The sequence below is a fragment of the Streptomyces sp. NPDC101165 genome (assembly GCF_044768135.1).
Classification (GTDB): domain Bacteria; phylum Actinomycetota; class Actinomycetes; order Streptomycetales; family Streptomycetaceae; genus Streptomyces.
Window position 1 is genome coordinate 1 of sequence record NZ_JBIWPG010000019.1, and the last position, 15,046, is coordinate 15,046.

The window sequence follows — 15,046 nt, forward strand, 5'->3', positions numbered from 1 at the left end:
CGGTGTGTTCCTAGACAGCTCCACCACACCGGAGGTCTTCGCCATGATCAAGCCCAGCCAGTGTCAACAACGCTCGTGATCAATACACCTAGGGCACGCGGGCGATCAGGTAACGGAAGACGTTCGGCATCCACACGGTGCCGTCCGGGCGCCGGTACGGATGCAGCGCCTCCGTCAGCTCCTTGTCCACCTGCTTGCGGTCGGTCGCCGCGACCGCCGCGTCGAACAGGCCCGTCGACAACAGACCGCGTACGGCGCTGTCGAGGTCGGCGTACCCGAACGGGCAGGCCACCCGCCCCGAGCCGTCCGGCTTCAGACCGGCCCGCTGGGCGACCTCCTCCAGATCGTCGCGCCGGGCGGGGCGCCAGCTGCCCGCACTGCGCAGGGGATCGGCCAGCTTCGTCGCCACCCGCAGCACCGACGAGGTCGCGCAGCGCTCCGGCGGGCCCCAGCCGGCCAGCACCACGGCCGCGCCGTGCCCGGCCGACGGCAGCGCGGCCGCCAGCAGCTCGCCGAGCCCCTCGGAGTCGCCCGCCAGACAGCCGATCGGCTCGAAGACGGTCACCAGGGTGTACGCGGGCGTCTCCGCGTCGGCCGCGTCCTCGGGAGCACCCTCGACGAGTCGCGTGCGGGCACGCGCGCGCGTGCCGCGCGGATCGTCCGGCAGCAGGCGCTCGCGTGCGAGGGCGAGCCGCTCGGGGGAGGAGTCGACACCGGTGACCGCGGCCCCTCTGGAGGCCGCCATCAGCAGGGCGAGCCCGGAACCGCAGCGCAGGCCCAGCAGCCTCGTGGCAGGGCCCACTTCAAGTCGCTCGTAGACGGTCTCGTAGAGCGGCACCAGCATCCGCTCCTGGATCTCGGACCAGTCACGCGCGCGTGCGCACAGGTTCACCCGGGGCGGTACGGAGCCCGGATGAGACAGGTGTTCCCGCACGAGCGTAGGTGTCATAGGTAAGCGCCCCATTCCGCCGACAGTTCGCCGCAGTGCCCGATTGCGTGGCCCCCGTGCCGTGCGCTCGCACTATCCACGTATGCCAGGTAACTCCCGGCTCGCGGTGCCGTCCAGGGGTCGTGGGGCCCTGCTTGGGGGCAGGTGCCGAGTGTGGCGAGATTTCACATCCACGCAATCTGGGTGACCGTACGGTGTCCACTCGCCCGGGGCGGGCCGGTGGCCGGGGGCGCGCTTGGGCCCGGTAACGTCACGGGCGTCGCGGACGCTGACTGAGGTGACGGCCTCGTGCGAGAGCGACCGAAACACGTCTTGCGCATCCGCCGCCCACCGTCGTCGCGCCGCTACACGGTGGTTCGTACGTCAGACTACGCACCGGCTTGGTATGAGCTGTGCGGCTTCTCCGCAGATCAGCGCACCCGCCCTCGTCAGGACGCATCAGTGCCAACTGACGGGTAAGTGCAAATTATTTGGGATGGCCCGGAATAGGAACACAGCGGCACCCCCGCTCGTTGTCATTACGTGAGCACGACACAGACACCACCTGTTCTCGCCGCAGAGCTGGCGCAGGCGTGGGCCGACATTCAGCGGTACCACCCCGAGCTGCCGGACCTTGCCGCGCCAGAGTCCCTGATCGGGGAGTCGTCGTCCGCGTGCGGTCACGAACTCTCCTTCGAGCGACTGCTCCATGAGGCAGTCCACGGCATCGCCGCAGCCCGCGGCGTACGCGACACCTCCCGGGCCGGCCGCTACCACAACCGCAGATTCCTCGCGATCGCCGAGGAACTGGGCCTGGACCACCCCGAGGAACCGCATCCCAGCAGCGGCTTCTCCCTGGTCACGCTCAACCCCGAGGCCAAGCGCCGCTACCGCCCGACCATCGAGCGGCTCCAGCGCGCACTGAAGGCCCATACGGTGGCCACCTCCGCCGACACCTCCCGCACCTTCCGCGGTCCGGCAGCCCGGCACGGCTCCTCGGGCGGCGGCGTCCGCGTGAAGGCCGTCTGCGACTGCGGGCGCAACGTCCGGGTGGTCCCGTCGGTTCTGGCCCAGGCCCCCATCGTGTGCGGCGGCTGCGGCAAGCCGTTCCGCATCCCGGAGATCGTGGGGGCAGCGGCGAGCTGAGACTGCGACTGCTCGTGGCAGCCGCATTCCGCTCGCGCACGACAACTTCACAGCACCGGGCGGCGCACCCGACGTGATCTCACCTCCACGCCGGGTGCCGCTGACCCGTGCCCAGCCGCACCCCAGCACCCTCGGCCGGAAGCGACCCGCGGGGTATGGCACAATAGCTAGCTGTACTCGACAGCCGCACAGGACCCCTCTCTCCTCCGGCTGACGCGTCCATCGGGCATTCGGGTACCGCAACCCCACGCGGCAGCTCGCCGTGCCCAACCACGTCAAAACCAGGAGAATCCACTCCCGTGGCAGTCAAGATCAAGCTGAAGCGTCTGGGCAAGATCCGTTCGCCTCACTACCGCATCGTCGTCGCCGACTCCCGCACCCGCCGTGACGGCCGTGCGATCGAGGAGATCGGCAAGTACCACCCGACCTACAACCCGTCGGTCATCGAGGTGGACGCCGACCGCGTGGCGTACTGGCTGGGTGTCGGCGCGCAGCCGACCGAGCCCGTCCTCGCCATCCTGAAGAAGACCGGCGACTGGCAGAAGTTCAAGGGTGAGCCGGCTCCTGCGCCGCTGCTCGTCGCCGAGCCGAAGCCGGCCCGTCCGTCGTTCGAGGCTCTCGGCGGTGACGACGAGGGCAAGGGTGAGGCGATCACCCAGAAGAAGAAGGCTGAGAAGAAGGACGAGGCCGCTGCCGAGTCCGAGTCGACCGAGGCCTGAGCAGCATGCTCGAAGAGGCGCTTGAGCACCTCGTGAAGGGCATCGTCGACAACCCTGACGATGTGCAGGTCGCCTCGCGCGACCTGCGCCGCGGGCGCGTGCTGGAGGTCCGGGTCCACCCCGACGACCTCGGCAAGGTGATCGGCCGCAACGGTCGTACCGCGCGCGCTCTGCGTACCGTCGTGGGCGCCATCGGCGGCCGCGGTGTCCGCGTCGACCTCGTCGACGTGGACCACGTCCGCTGACGCTTCATCGCAACCGGCTCGGGCCGGGGAGGGCCATTGGGCCGTCCCCGGCCCGCAGTCGTATGACAGGAGATCTGTACACGTGCAGCTGGTAGTCGCGCGGATCGGCCGCGCCCACGGCATCAAGGGCGAGGTCACCGTCGAGGTACGTACCGACGAGCCGGAGCTGCGGCTCGCCCCGGGCGCCGTTCTGGCCACCGACCCGGCCTCCACCGGGCCCCTCACCATCGCCACCGGCCGTGTCCACAGCGGCCGCCTGCTCCTGCGCTTCGAGGGCGTCAGCGACCGCAGTGCCGCCGAGGCCCTGCGCAACACCCTGCTGATCGCCGAGATCGACCCCGAGGTGCTCCCCGAGGACGAGGACGAGTACTACGACCACCAGCTCATCGACCTCGACGTGGTCACCGAGGACGGCACGGAGGTCGGCCGGATCACCGAGATCTCGCACCTGCCCTCCCAGGACCTCTTCATCGTGGAGCGCCCGGACGGCAGCGAGGTGATGATCCCCTTCGTGGAGGAGATCGTCACCGAGATCGACCTGGAGGAGCAGAAGGCGGTCATCGCCCCTCCGCCGGGCCTGATCGACGACCGCGCGGTGATCGACTCGACCCGGGACGAGTCCTGATGCGCCTCGACGTCGTCACGATCTTCCCCGAGTACCTGGAGCCGCTGAACGTCTCCCTGGTCGGCAAGGCACGCGCGCGCGGACAGCTCAACGTGCACGTGCACGACCTGCGGTCCTGGGCGTACGACCGGCACAACACCGTCGACGACACCCCGTACGGCGGCGGCCCAGGCATGGTCATGAAGACCGACCCCTGGGGCGACGCCCTCGACACGGTCCTCGCCGACGGCTACGAGACCGGCGCCCAGGCTCCCGCGCTGATCGTGCCCACCCCGAGCGGCCGCCCCTTCACCCAGGAACTCGCGGTCGAACTCTCCGAGCGCCCCTGGCTGATCTTCACCCCGGCCCGCTACGAGGGCATCGACCGGCGCGTCATGGACGAGTACGCCACCCGGATGCCCGTCTACGAGGTCTCCATCGGCGACTACGTGCTCGCCGGCGGCGAGGCGGCCGTCCTGGTCGTCACGGAGGCCGTGGCCCGGCTGCTGCCCGGCGTCCTCGGCAACGCCGAGTCCCACCGGGACGACTCCTTCGCGCCCGGAGCGATGGCCAACCTCCTGGAAGGCCCCGTCCACACCAAGCCGCCCGTCTGGCGCGGCCGGGACATCCCGGAGGTGCTGCTCAGCGGCCACCACGGCAAGATCGCCCGCTGGCGCCGCGACGAGGCGCTGAAGCGCACGACGGCCAACCGGCCCGACCTGATCGAGCGCTGCGACCCCAAGGCCTTCGACAAGAAGGACCGCGAGATGCTCTCCATCCTGGGCTGGGAACCCGACCCGGACGGGGAGCCGTACGGCCGATTTTGGCGCCGGGCCGAGGGCGTGGAAGAATAGACCGCTGTTGTGCGTCCGTCCGGCGTGCGCCCCTGCCACAGGGGGACACGACGCCCGTCCGACCGCACACGGCTTCATGCAAACACCTAGCTCCCGTTGATGACCTGTGGCATCAGCGAAGAAAGCAGACGAAATGTCTCACCTGCTCGACTCCGTCGACGCCGCGTCGCTGCGCAGCGACATCCCGGCCTTCCGCCCGGGTGACACCGTCAACGTCCACGTCCGCGTCATCGAGGGCAACCGCTCCCGTGTGCAGCAGTTCAAGGGCGTTGTGATCCGTCGCCAGGGCGCCGGTGTCCGCGAGACCTTCACGGTCCGCAAGGTCTCGTTCTCCGTCGGCGTCGAGCGCACCTTCCCGGTGCACACCCCGATCGTCGAGAAGATCGAGCTCGTCACCCGTGGTGACGTGCGTCGCGCCAAGCTGTACTACCTCCGTGACCTGCGCGGCAAGGCCGCGAAGATCAAGGAGAAGCGCGACAACTGAGCGCTTTCCCGGGGTCACAGCGGGGCCGGATAGCATCTGGCTCCGATGGACACCGAAGCACAGCCGACGGAACGCGACCGCTCCTCCCACCCCGGTACTCCGGGGCTGGAGGGCCGGTCGCGTTTCGCGTTGGTGTCGCGGCTCGCCGAGTGGCTGCCGGGCGGCAGGATCACCCTCACCCTCTTCGCCTGCCTGGCGTTTTTGCTGCTCCTCAACGCTTTCGTGGCGCAACCGTTCCAGATTCCGAGCGGATCCATGGAACAGGGATTGAGGATCGGCGACCGCGTTCTCGTAAATAAGTTGGCGTACCGTTTCGGTGCCGAGCCACGCCGCGGTGACGTGGTTGTCTTCGACGGGACCGGGTATTTCGGCGACGCCGACTACATCAAACGCGTTGTAGGGGTGGGGGGAGACCATGTGGTCTGCTGCGACAAGGAGGGGAGGCTCGAGGTGAACGGCCGGCCGGTCGACGAGACGGCGTTCCTCTATCCCGGGGACACCCCGTCCTCCGTCCCCTTCGACGTCGTCGTGCCCGCGGGCCGCCTGTTCGTCCTCGGGGACCACCGCAGCGACTCCAGCGACTCCCGCGACCACCTCGGCTCGCCCGGCGGCGGCATGATCCCCGTCGGCGACGTCATCGGCCGGGCCGACTGGATCGCCTGGCCGTACGCCCACTGGACGCACCTGACGCGGCCGTCCGCCTACGCGCGCGTGCCCGCTCCGGACGGTGCGCATGGGTAACCGCGGAAAACCGCGCGGGGTGCCCGGCACGCCCGCCGACGACCTGCTGCCCACCGGCTCGCGGCGCACCTCCGCGCCGGGCGGTGGCCGCACGCGCGCGGAGCGGCGCAAGCTCCAGCGCAAGGTGAAGCGCAAGCGCAGGCGGTCAGCTGTTCGGGAGATCCCCCTTCTGGTCGGTGTCGCCGTCCTCATAGCGCTGGTCCTGAAGACCTTCCTCGTCCAGGCGTTCGTGATCCCGTCGGGCTCCATGGAGCAGACGATCCGGATCGGCGACCGCGTCCTGGTCGACAAGTTCACCCCGTGGTTCGGCTCCAAGCCGCAGCGCGGGGACGTCGTCGTCTTCCACGACCCGGGCGGCTGGCTGGCCGACGAGCAGACCGTCAAGAAGCACGACCCGGTCGTCGTCAAGCAGTTCAAGGAGGGCCTCACCTTCATCGGCCTGCTGCCCTCGGACAACGAGAAGGACCTGATCAAACGGGTCATCGGGGTCGGCGGCGACCACGTCAAGTGCTGTGACGCGCAGGGCCGGGTCACCGTCAACGGCGTTCCGCTGACCGAAGCCGACTACCTGTACCCGGGCAACTCGCCCTCCTCCACGCCCTTCGACATCACCGTGCCCAAGGGCCGTCTGTGGGTGATGGGCGACCACCGGGACAACTCCGCGGACTCCCGCGCCCACCAGAACACCTCGTACGGCGGCACGGTCTCCGAGGACTCCGTGGTCGGCCGCGCCATGGTCATCGGCTGGCCCGTCGGGCACTGGACCAGCCTCGACGAACCTAAAACCTTCGCAAGCGTTTCCAACTCCGTGTCGGGGTCGTCCGCGGCCCCTCCGCCGTCGCATAGGGTTGCCTCCGACGATCCGAACGCATTGACCCGACTCCCGACCCCTGCGGAACTCCCGCTCGTTATGGGAGTGGTGGGCCTGCACCGTGGATGGCGCAGGCGGCGGCACAGAGTAAGGAGTTGGCGTGGGGGATGTGGCGGTTGGCGCACGGTCGGGACACGACGGCGAGGAGCACCGCGGTCACCCCGTGGACGGGAACGTCCCGGCTCCGGACGGCTCCGTGACCTCCGAGTTCTCGGCGGCCGACGACGGCACGCCCGAGGATCGGCAGCCTCGGACCGAGAGTGACGGTACGGACGAGGCCGCACGCCCGCCGAAGAAGCCGCGCTCCTTCTGGAAGGAGCTGCCGATCCTGATCGGCATCGCGCTGGTACTGGCGCTGCTGATCAAGACGTTCCTGGTGCAGGCGTTCTCGATCCCGTCCGACTCGATGCAGAACACCCTCCAGCAGGGTGACCGCGTCCTGGTCGACAAGCTCACCCCGTGGTTCGGCTCCGAGCCCGATCGCGGCGAGGTCGTCGTCTTCCACGACCCGGACAACTGGCTGGCGGGTGAGCCGGCGCCCAACCCGAACGCGGTGCAGAAGGTGCTCAGCTGGATCGGCCTGATGCCGTCCGCGGAGGAGAAGGACCTGATCAAGCGCGTGATCGGGGTCGGCGGCGACACCATCCAGTGCAAGGGCACCGGCCCGCTGACGGTCAACGGCAAGGCGCTGAACGAGCCGTACGTCTACCCCGGCAACACGCCGTGCAGCCAGGACGACCAGGGCGGCCAGTTCAAGGTGACGGTCCCCAAGGGCTACATCTGGGTGATGGGCGACCACCGCCAGAACTCCCGTGACTCCCGCTACAACCAGTCCGACAAGAACCACGGCATGGTCCCCGTCGACAAGGTCGTCGGCCGCGCCATCGTCAAGGCCTGGCCGATCAACCGCTGGGGCACCCTGCCGGTCCCGGACACCTTCGACCAGGGCCTGGACCAGAAGTCCGCCGCCTCGGCGTCCCTGTCGGTGGCGCCCGAGGGTGTCGCGGTGGCCGCGGTCCTGCCGGTGGTCGTGTGGCGGCGCAGGCGGTCGGACCGCCCGGAGTCCAAGAAGCGGTAAGCAGTGGCTCACGCCGCGAAAGAGGGGCTGCCCCTGCTCGGTACTGCCGGGTAGGGTGCGGGTCCATGGGTGGCGAGAGCACGACGCGTACGGCCCCGCGCAGCGCGGGCACAGGCACGGCACAGGCCGGCGGCAGCCGGATCGGGAACCGGTTGTCCGGGGCGGCCATGGCGCTGGGCCTGGTGCTGTTCCTGGCGGGCTTCGGCTGGGCGGCGCTGGTCTACCGGCCGTACACCGTGCCCACCAGCTCGATGAGCCCGACGATCGCCATCGGCGACCGGGTGCTGGCCCAGCGCGTCGACGGCAGCGACGTCCGGCGCGGTGACGTGGTCGTCTTCCGCGACAAGAGCTGGGTCACCAACGCCAACGTGGTCAAGCGGGTCGTCGCGGTCGGCGGCGACACCGTCTCCTGCTGCACGAACGGCAAGCTCACCGTCAACGGCAAGCAGATCGACGAGCCGTACCTGCCCGCCGGCAGCCTGGCCGAGACCCAGAACATCCCGACCGTGACCGTCCCCAAGGGCCGGCTCTTCCTCCTCGGCGACGAACGCCAGGGCTCCCTGGACTCCACCGCCCACCTCACCGACGCCGCCAAGGGCACCGTGTCCCAGGACGCCGTCGTCGCCCGTGTCGACTCCGTCGTCTGGCCCATGAAGGGCATGCTCAAGCGCCCCAGCGGCTTCGAGACCCTGGGCACCCTCTCCCAGCCGGGCCCGGTCCGGACCATCGAATTCATGATCGTCGCCGGGGCCGTACTGGTGCTCGGCGGCGGTGCCTACGGCCCGATCGCCAAGCGGCTGGGCCGCTCCCGCAGCCGTACCGGCGCGGAGCCCGCCGGTGCCCGCTGACACCGTGCGGACCGGCGAGGACACCTACGAGGGCGGTCTGCGCAAGGTCGCCCGGGTGGTCCTGCTCGACCCCCAGGACCGCATCCTCCTGCTGCACGGCCATGAGCCGGAGGACCCGGCCGACGACTGGTGGTTCACCCCCGGCGGCGGCCTGGAGGGCACCGAGACGCGCGAGGAGGCGGCGCTCAGGGAACTCGCCGAGGAGACCGGCATCACCGACGTCGAACTCGGTCCCGTGCTGTGGCGCAGGCAGTGCTCCTTCCCGTTCGCGGGCCGCCGCTGGGACCAGGACGAGTGGTACTACCTGGCCCGTACGACCCAGACGGAGACCGAAGCCCAGGGCCTGACGGATCTTGAGCGGCGCAGCGTCGCCGGAGCGCGCTGGTGGACGTGTCAGGAACTGACCCGGGCACATGAGACGGTGTATCCGACCAGACTCGCCGAGCTGCTGCGCACGCTGCTCGACGAAGGTCCCCCGGCCAGGCCCGTGACCCTTGACACGGAAATCGTCTGAAGGCTCGTCGGACTGGCGCACAATGGTGGGATCGCACGGCTGAAGGGGAACATGCCATGAGCGCCGAGGACCTCGAGAAGTACGAGACCGAGATGGAGCTGAAGCTCTACCGGGAGTATCGAGACGTCGTCGGTCTGTTCAAATTCGTGATCGAGACCGAGCGACGCTTCTACCTCACGAACGACTACGAGATGCAGGTGCACTCGGTCCAGGGCGAGGTGTTCTTCGAGGTGTCGATGGCGGACGCCTGGGTCTGGGACATGTATCGGCCGGCCCGTTTCGTGAAGCAGGTCCGCGTCCTCACGTTCAAGGACGTGAACATCGAGGAGCTGAACAAGAGCGACCTGGAGCTCCCGGGCGGGTGACGGAGTTTTCCACAACCGCCGAGTAGTCCACCAAGATCCACTTCTCCGGACGGGATGCGTGACGGTTGGCGCCGGAGGTGGTGCCGACATGAGCAAGGCACGCAGTGGACTCGGCAGGTACGGCGAGGATCTGGCCGCGCGGCGGCTGGCCGAGGCCGGGATGACGATCCTGCAGCGCAACTGGCGCTGCGGACGGTCCGGCGAGATCGACATCGTGGCCCGGGACGGGAGCACGCTGGTCGTCTGCGAGGTGAAGACACGCAGGGGCGGCGCTTTCCAGCACCCGATGGCCGCCGTCACGGCCGAGAAGGCACAACGGCTGCTGACCCTGGCCGAACGCTGGATCCAGACCCACGGAGGAGCCCCGCCCGGAGGCGTCCGCATCGACCTGATCGGCGTTCTCCTGCCCCGCCGGGGAGCCCCGTCCGTCGAGCACGCGCGGGGGGTGGCCTGAGATGGGATTCGCCCGTACGTGCTCCGTGGCCCTGGTCGGCGTCGAGGGCGTGGTCGTCGAGGTCCAGGCCGACCTGGAACCAGGAGTGGCCGCCTTCACCCTGGTGGGCCTCCCGGACAAGAGCCTGACGGAGAGCAGGGACCGGGTTCGGGCGGCGGTGGTGAACTCGGGCGGCGAGTGGCCGCAGAAGAAGCTCACCGTCGGACTCAGCCCGGCGTCCGTGCCCAAGGCCGGCTCCGGATTCGACCTGGCCGTCGCCTGCGCGGTGCTCGGCGCCGCCGAGCGCATCGACCCCCGGGTCCTCGCCGACATCGTCATGATCGGAGAACTCGGACTGGACGGCCGGGTGCGACCGGTACGGGGCATCCTGCCCGCGGTCCTCGCGGCCGCCGACGCGGGCTACGAACAGGTGGTCGTACCGGAGTGCGCCGCCGCCGAGGCCTCGCTCGTGCCCGGCGTGTCGGTGCTCGGCATCCGCAGCCTTCGGCAGCTGATCGCCGTGCTGACCGACGAGCCCGTGCCCGAGGAGCCGGACGACCAGGGACGCCCGGACCCCCTGCTGGCCGGCCTCCGGGTGCCGGGCGCGGGCGCCGCCACCGGTATGCACAGCGTCGGTGCCGCACCGCACGAACAGGACCACGACCTGGCCGATGTCGTGGGCCAGACCTCCGCACGCACGGCCGTGGAGGTGGCCGCGGCCGGAGGACACCATCTCTTCCTGGAGGGCCCGCCGGGTGCGGGCAAGACCATGCTGGCCGAGCGCCTGCCCGCCGTGCTTCCCCGGCTCACCCGGGAGGAGTCGCTGGAGGTCACCGCGGTCCACTCGGTGGCCGGGCTGCTGCCTCCTGGCAAGCCGCTCATCGACGTCGCCCCCTACTGCGCCCCGCACCACTCGGCCACGATGCAGTCACTCGTCGGCGGCGGCCCGGGCATCGCACGGCCCGGCGCGGTCTCCCTCGCCCACCGGGGCGTGCTGTTCCTGGATAGGGCCTGTAAAACAAGTGGGCTGGGTGGCCTAGTGGGGCCCGTGAGGCGCACAAGCGGTGTCGCCGCGGGCCCTATGAGGCCCTCTCGCGGCCTGTCGCCCGTTTGGAGGGCGCGGATACGCCGACGGCCCCGGCGCTCCCGTGGTGGGGCGCTGGGGCCGTCGTGGTGCTCAGGGTTACAGGCGCGCGGCCATCACCCGGGAGCGCAGGGGTTCGGCCGTCAGCATGTCGGCGTACTGCCAGGAGTACGCCGTCACCTCTTCCTCTTGCAGCTCGATCGTGTCGGCCGCGGTGCGGAACAGGTACCGGAAGTCGAAGTGCTGGTGTGCGTCCTCGCCCTTGTCAGGGTTCGCTGGAATCGGGTGCGCGTCGACGTGCAGCGGTGTCCGGCCGTCCGGCTCGACCTGGTCCGGGCTGATGCCGGTCTCTTCGGCCAGTTCCCGCAGGGCGGCGTCGAGCAGGGTCGTGTCGCTTTCCTCGACGTGTCCGCCAGGGAGCAGCCACTTACGGAGCGCGCGGTGTTCGATGGTGAGCACGCGCCCGTCGGGGCGGAGCAGGACGGCGCCGGCCGTGACGTGTCCGCGAAACTCCTTGCGCGAGGCGATCGAGTCGCCGGCCGCGTCGAGCACCTCGGAGAGGATGGAAAGGCTGTCCTTCTCGTCCGGGTGGTTGGCGAGGTAGGTGTCGAGGGTTTCGCGTACATGCTGTGCCGTGATCGGCATGGGGTGCCGTCTCCTATCGGTTGTAGTAGTTGAGCCACGTTGCCGCGATGGTCGCCCGGTCGTCGGCGACTACCTCGTGCATACCGTGTCCGAGGTCGTCACGGGTCAGCATTCGGACGCCCGCGAGTATCTCGGCCTGCACGAGGAAGATGAAGGGGCCCACGCTGGCGCCGTGCAGGAAGTTGACGGCGTTGCCTCCGTTGAGCAGGTAGAAGTAGTGCCCCGTGGTCTGATACCGGGTCACGTGCTCGCCGTTGGGCGTCCGCTGGTAGACGTCGGGCAGTGCGGCGAGGTCGAGTTCGTCCTCGCTGCTGGTGACCGTTGCGACGTAGGCGCCGTTCCGCAGGGATGAGAAGTCCTCGCCGCGCAGGGACACGGCGCCCGTTGCGCACAGGACCAGGCCGGCGCCGTGCAGGGCGGCGTCGCGGTCGCGTGCCACCGTGAAGCCCTGCGACAGGGCTTGTGTCCGCCGAACGGGGTCAACGTCGTGCACGGTGACCTGTACGCCCTTCGCGTGCAGCAGGCGGGCGATGCTGGATCCGAGCTTGCCGAATCCGATCACGAGCGCGGGGCGGCCGTGCAGGATGTCGCCGCGGCTGCGCATGAGTGCCTCGGTGGAGAACACGACCGACTGACCAACGAGGAAGTCCTCGGGGTCTTTGAGCGGCGAGCGAGCAACGGAGACAACGGGGCAGGGCAGCTTGTCGCGCTCGGCGTACCGCTTGTGTCCGTTCTCGGTGTCCTCGACGACGCCGAGGATTCGACCGGAAAAGCGGTCACACAGAGCGTCGAGGACGGGTGCGAAGTACCCGCCCACGTCGCACAGTACGACGGCCTCGCCGGCGGCCCGCGACTCGACATAGTCGACGGCCGCGTCGACGTCCTCGAACAGTTCGCGCGACAGGGTGTCGCACTGCGTCGTCTTCTCGATCTCCCGGCGTGCGGTGGGGTCGATGGACTTGGGCTTGGGCAGGACGGCCCGCAGTTTGGTCCCGGTCCCGACTGCCCGCACGAACGATGGGCGTTCGGGCAGTAGGTGCGTGATCAGAAAGGATGACGGCCGCTCGGTCGGGGCGAACGTGTCGGCGATTCGCGCGAAATAGGAGTCGAGGCGTGCGCGCTCAAACTGTTCCATGGACTCACTTCCCTGGTCTTGGGGCGGTGGTTCTGGACAGGTGGTGCGCCGCCCCCGCGCCAGGGGGGGAGCCGTTGACGGCGCGGGGGCGGAGTTCATGAGGTGAAGCGCCACCGACGCGGCTTGCGGTGGCGTCCCGCTTCCGCCGGGGCATAGGGGCGACGTCCGGCGGAAGCGGGGTTCTGTGACGCTCTGCTGCGGGTGGGCAGGGCGTAGGCGCGCACGGAGTAACGGGCGTCGTAGTCCGTGACGTTGAGCAGGTAGGTGTTACCGGCGCTGAGGACGCGCAGGGTGTGCTCGTATCGCTCGTCGTTGCTGGCCCATGCGAGCAGGTCGGCGTCGGGGCGCGGGCAGGTCGGGCCGGTGGCGACCAGTAGAAACGACCCCAGGTACGGGGCGGCTGGCTCCGGGGTGAGCAGCCGGGCGAGGCGCTGCGCTTCGGCGCGCATCCATCGCGCGGCGAGGCGGGGGGAGGTGGCCCGGTAGTACGCGAGGATGACTTCGCGGGAGCCAGTCAGGTCATGTCCGGTCACTTCGCAGCGGAACGCGAGGGCGGCGTGCCTTAGTGGGCGCGGAGGGGTTGGCGGTCGGTGTGTCATGACGGCCGCGGTCACCGCCCGTGCTCCCGGGCGTTCTCCCTGCGCTCGATGAGCTGTTCGAGTTGCATGTGATACAGCTCGACTTGCGCCGGCGTGAGGATGAGCACTGACTCGGAGGTGCCCCCGTCTTCGTGGTGCATCGTGACGGGTAGGCCGGCCTGCTGCGCCCGGGCGTCGTACACGACGTCGCGCTGTTGGGGGGTGACGTGCGTGACCGGTACGGCCACGGGGCGCAGGGTGGTGCCGTCGGCTCTTGCACGCCAGTCACCCCCGCCCCCCGGCAAGCGCAGGTGGTACGACTTCGCGCTGTCGCTCGGCAGGTCAACGACGACCCCGATCTGCCCGCCCTTGGAAAGGTCAAGCGCGAGGTCGCCGAGTCGCGGGTGAAACGGGGCGCCTGTTCCTAACTCGACGCCACGCGGGGGGAGTTGTTTCGAGGTTCGTTCGGCCATGCCTCGAAGCTAGGAGCGGGCTTCAGGCCGAATATGAACCGGAGGAATATCACCCTCATCCGTCGAGGTGAAAGCGGTCTGACATGCGGCGCAGCTTCTCGCGGGTGCTCGCTCGTTCGGCGTAGACGATGCTGCGCAGGGTGGACCGGGCGATGGGGTGGTTGCGGATGAGCTGAGGGGCGATGCGCTCGGCGGTCTCCAGTTCCTTCAATGCCTTGTCGCGGTTTCCGTCCCACAGCCACGCGCGGGCGAGGTCCATGTGATGGTGCCCCTGGCGGGAGTTGGGGAGCGCTGCGACCAGTTCACGGGAGGTGCGCCGGTTTATGGCCAGTGCCTTGCGCTGCTCGCGCATCTCCAGGGCGACGCTGATTGCGTGAATTTGAACGTTGCCCGCTGAGAACGTGAGCGAATGCCGGTCGTAGATCGGGGGCCCGACGTGCTCGTTCAACCTGCCGGCGGCGGTCTTCGCGTGCTCGATGCGGTCCTCGGCTTCTGCGGTGTGTCCGCCCCTCGCTGCGGAGACTGCCGCGCGGAGTTGGAGAGATCCCCACGCGCGAACGGCGAGCGGCTCGCCTCGGTCGTACTCCTGCTGAACGCTGCCGATGGCTCGATCTGAGAGGGCGATTGCGTCCGACCAATCTGCGGTGGCCCACATGTCCCACACGCGCATCCAGTCCGCCATGGCCGGCATAACGGAGTCACCAGACAGGCGGGCGGACCATGCGGCCCGTTCGCAGGACATGGCGACCAACTCGGGGTGTCCGAGGGCGTGCGCGGAGGTGTGGGCGAACTTGCAGCACACGGCGTAGATGGCGAACGCTTCCTCGCGTTCGTGGCCGGTGGAAATTTCGGCGAGGGCGCGGGTCTCGCGGAACAGGTCGGGAAGTACCTGAATGATGGCTACGTTCGCGGCTGCGTCGCGCAGGCGGTGCAGTCGGGTTGTCTCCTGCCAGAGCTGTCCTGACGGCCGGGGGGTGCCGTCAAAGACCGGGGTGAGGTCGTATCGGCGCAGTTCGCGCAGGATGGATGACGCGGCCACTTGCCATTGGTTCTCGTCTGGCGAACTGTTGTACGGCCGGCCGATGAGGTCGTTTGGGTGCACGTGCAACTCGGCGGCAACCTGGTTGAGCAGGCCGACACGGTCCAGTTCGATGAGGCCGCGTTCCATCTTGGATACCCACCCCTGAGACTTCCCCAGGGCGATGGCGAGGTCTGCCTGCGGCATTCCGAGACGGAGCCGTGCACGCCGTGCGCGGCGGCCGATCTCCTCGGCTTCCTCCAGCATCAGCGCGCCCCCCTTG

General features: G+C 69.4%; 19 protein-coding genes and 1 pseudogene. 14 read left to right on the forward strand and 6 right to left on the reverse strand.

The annotated features are described in order from the left end of the window. Positions 1 to 88 precede the first annotated feature (88 nt). A complete protein-coding gene (locus ACIRVH_RS33645) occupies positions 89 to 949 on the reverse strand; it encodes an SAM-dependent methyltransferase (RefSeq protein WP_403961235.1) in 861 nt (286 codons plus the stop codon). A 522-nt stretch (positions 950 to 1,471) separates the two neighbouring features. On the opposite strand from ACIRVH_RS33645, the gene ACIRVH_RS33650 reads away from it, so the two are divergent. The 14 genes and pseudogenes from ACIRVH_RS33650 to ACIRVH_RS33715 form a co-directional block, all read left to right on the forward strand. Then, a complete protein-coding gene (locus ACIRVH_RS33650; protein WP_145883433.1) occupies positions 1,472 to 2,074 on the forward strand; it encodes a hypothetical protein in 603 nt (200 codons plus the stop codon). Positions 2,075 to 2,373: 299 nt separating this feature from the next. Next, positions 2,374 to 2,793, forward strand: coding sequence for a 30S ribosomal protein S16 (gene rpsP, locus ACIRVH_RS33655; RefSeq protein WP_023546467.1), 420 nt, complete (start codon positions 2,374 to 2,376; stop codon positions 2,791 to 2,793). A 5-nt stretch (positions 2,794 to 2,798) separates the two neighbouring features. Beyond that, positions 2,799 to 3,038 carry an RNA-binding protein gene (locus tag ACIRVH_RS33660; protein ID WP_005479813.1) on the forward strand — a complete coding sequence of 80 codons (240 nt, stop codon included), beginning with the start codon at positions 2,799 to 2,801 and terminating at the stop codon, positions 3,036 to 3,038. Positions 3,039 to 3,120: 82 nt separating this feature from the next. Beyond that, positions 3,121 to 3,663: a ribosome maturation factor RimM gene (rimM, locus tag ACIRVH_RS33665; RefSeq protein WP_403961239.1), complete on the forward strand. Its 543-nt coding sequence runs from the start codon at positions 3,121 to 3,123 to the stop codon at positions 3,661 to 3,663. Continuing rightward, positions 3,663 to 4,496: a tRNA (guanosine(37)-N1)-methyltransferase TrmD gene (gene trmD / locus ACIRVH_RS33670; RefSeq protein WP_403961242.1), complete on the forward strand. Its 834-nt coding sequence runs from the start codon at positions 3,663 to 3,665 to the stop codon at positions 4,494 to 4,496. The genes rimM and trmD overlap by 1 nt, the downstream gene beginning before the upstream one ends. Positions 4,497 to 4,629: 133 nt before the next feature. Beyond that, positions 4,630 to 4,980 carry a 50S ribosomal protein L19 gene (gene rplS, locus ACIRVH_RS33675; protein WP_403961245.1) on the forward strand — a complete coding sequence of 117 codons (351 nt, stop codon included), beginning with the start codon at positions 4,630 to 4,632 and terminating at the stop codon, positions 4,978 to 4,980. 45 nt (positions 4,981 to 5,025) lie between these two features. Then, positions 5,026 to 5,721, forward strand: a complete 696-nt coding sequence (lepB, locus tag ACIRVH_RS33680; RefSeq protein WP_403961247.1) for a signal peptidase I — start codon at positions 5,026 to 5,028, stop codon at positions 5,719 to 5,721. Next, a complete protein-coding gene (gene lepB, locus ACIRVH_RS33685; protein ID WP_403961250.1) occupies positions 5,714 to 6,856 on the forward strand; it encodes a signal peptidase I in 1,143 nt (380 codons plus the stop codon). The genes lepB (ACIRVH_RS33680) and lepB (ACIRVH_RS33685) overlap by 8 nt, the downstream gene beginning before the upstream one ends. Further along, on the forward strand, positions 6,789 to 7,670 hold the full coding sequence (lepB, locus tag ACIRVH_RS33690; protein WP_403961253.1) for a signal peptidase I: 882 nt from the start codon (positions 6,789 to 6,791) through the stop codon (positions 7,668 to 7,670). Before lepB (ACIRVH_RS33685) ends, lepB (ACIRVH_RS33690) begins: the two co-directional genes overlap by 68 nt. Positions 7,671 to 7,735: 65 nt before the next feature. Continuing rightward, entirely contained in the window at positions 7,736 to 8,518 is a 783-nt protein-coding gene (gene lepB / locus ACIRVH_RS33695; RefSeq protein ID WP_403961256.1) for a signal peptidase I, read from the forward strand. Further along, the gene (locus tag ACIRVH_RS33700) at positions 8,508 to 9,032 is read left to right on the forward strand and encodes an NUDIX hydrolase (RefSeq protein ID WP_403961259.1); all 525 of its coding nucleotides are present in this window, start codon (positions 8,508 to 8,510) and stop codon (positions 9,030 to 9,032) included. The genes lepB (ACIRVH_RS33695) and ACIRVH_RS33700 overlap by 11 nt, the downstream gene beginning before the upstream one ends. A gap of 56 nt (positions 9,033 to 9,088) precedes the next feature. Further along, positions 9,089 to 9,397 carry a DUF2469 domain-containing protein gene (locus ACIRVH_RS33705; RefSeq protein WP_043444228.1) on the forward strand — a complete coding sequence of 103 codons (309 nt, stop codon included), beginning with the start codon at positions 9,089 to 9,091 and terminating at the stop codon, positions 9,395 to 9,397. A gap of 58 nt (positions 9,398 to 9,455) precedes the next feature. Next, positions 9,456 to 9,851 (forward strand): YraN family protein, encoded by a 396-nt coding sequence (locus ACIRVH_RS33710; RefSeq protein ID WP_403961264.1) that lies wholly within the window; start codon positions 9,456 to 9,458, stop codon positions 9,849 to 9,851. A gap of 1 nt (position 9,852) precedes the next feature. Then, positions 9,853 to 10,917: pseudogene (locus ACIRVH_RS33715) on the forward strand (YifB family Mg chelatase-like AAA ATPase); the annotation flags it as partial. 96 nt (positions 10,918 to 11,013) lie between these two features. Here the strand turns inward: ACIRVH_RS33715 and ACIRVH_RS33720 are convergent. The 5 genes from ACIRVH_RS33720 to ACIRVH_RS33740 all read right to left on the reverse strand — a co-directional run bounded on the left by ACIRVH_RS33720 (position 11,014) and on the right by ACIRVH_RS33740 (position 15,030). Then, positions 11,014 to 11,559 (reverse strand): NUDIX hydrolase, encoded by a 546-nt coding sequence (locus ACIRVH_RS33720; RefSeq protein WP_403961749.1) that lies wholly within the window; start codon positions 11,557 to 11,559, stop codon positions 11,014 to 11,016. Positions 11,560 to 11,572: 13 nt separating this feature from the next. Further along, the gene (locus ACIRVH_RS33725) at positions 11,573 to 12,694 is read right to left on the reverse strand and encodes an adenosylhomocysteinase (protein ID WP_403961267.1); all 1,122 of its coding nucleotides are present in this window, start codon (positions 12,692 to 12,694) and stop codon (positions 11,573 to 11,575) included. 95 nt (positions 12,695 to 12,789) lie between these two features. Then, a complete protein-coding gene (locus ACIRVH_RS33730; RefSeq protein ID WP_403961270.1) occupies positions 12,790 to 13,227 on the reverse strand; it encodes a hypothetical protein in 438 nt (145 codons plus the stop codon). 77 nt (positions 13,228 to 13,304) lie between these two features. After that, complete coding sequence (locus tag ACIRVH_RS33735; RefSeq protein WP_403961274.1) at positions 13,305 to 13,745, reverse strand: hypothetical protein; 441 nt, start codon at positions 13,743 to 13,745, stop codon at positions 13,305 to 13,307. Positions 13,746 to 13,800: 55 nt separating this feature from the next. After that, positions 13,801 to 15,030 (reverse strand): helix-turn-helix domain-containing protein, encoded by a 1,230-nt coding sequence (locus ACIRVH_RS33740; RefSeq protein WP_403961277.1) that lies wholly within the window; start codon positions 15,028 to 15,030, stop codon positions 13,801 to 13,803. Between the last annotated feature and the right edge of the window lie 16 nt (positions 15,031 to 15,046).

Bases quoted from the DNA above. Each gene is read 5' to 3' on its own strand.
- ACIRVH_RS33645 (WP_403961235.1), bottom strand. From the start codon at position 949: ATGACACCTACGCTCGTGCGGGAACACCTGTCTCATCCGGGCTCCGTA.
- ACIRVH_RS33660 (WP_005479813.1), top strand. From the start codon at position 2,799: ATGCTCGAAGAGGCGCTTGAGCACCTCGTGAAGGGCATCGTCGACAAC.
- trmD (WP_403961242.1), top strand. From the start codon at position 3,663: ATGCGCCTCGACGTCGTCACGATCTTCCCCGAGTACCTGGAGCCGCTG.
- rplS (WP_403961245.1), top strand. From the start codon at position 4,630: ATGTCTCACCTGCTCGACTCCGTCGACGCCGCGTCGCTGCGCAGCGAC.
- lepB (WP_403961247.1), top strand. From the start codon at position 5,026: ATGGACACCGAAGCACAGCCGACGGAACGCGACCGCTCCTCCCACCCC.
- lepB (WP_403961250.1), top strand. From the start codon at position 5,714: ATGGGTAACCGCGGAAAACCGCGCGGGGTGCCCGGCACGCCCGCCGAC.
- lepB (WP_403961256.1), top strand. From the start codon at position 7,736: ATGGGTGGCGAGAGCACGACGCGTACGGCCCCGCGCAGCGCGGGCACA.
- ACIRVH_RS33705 (WP_043444228.1), top strand. From the start codon at position 9,089: ATGAGCGCCGAGGACCTCGAGAAGTACGAGACCGAGATGGAGCTGAAG.
- ACIRVH_RS33720 (WP_403961749.1), bottom strand. From the start codon at position 11,559: ATGCCGATCACGGCACAGCATGTACGCGAAACCCTCGACACCTACCTC.
- ACIRVH_RS33725 (WP_403961267.1), bottom strand. From the start codon at position 12,694: ATGGAACAGTTTGAGCGCGCACGCCTCGACTCCTATTTCGCGCGAATC.
- ACIRVH_RS33735 (WP_403961274.1), bottom strand. From the start codon at position 13,745: ATGGCCGAACGAACCTCGAAACAACTCCCCCCGCGTGGCGTCGAGTTA.
- ACIRVH_RS33740 (WP_403961277.1), bottom strand. From the start codon at position 15,030: ATGCTGGAGGAAGCCGAGGAGATCGGCCGCCGCGCACGGCGTGCACGG.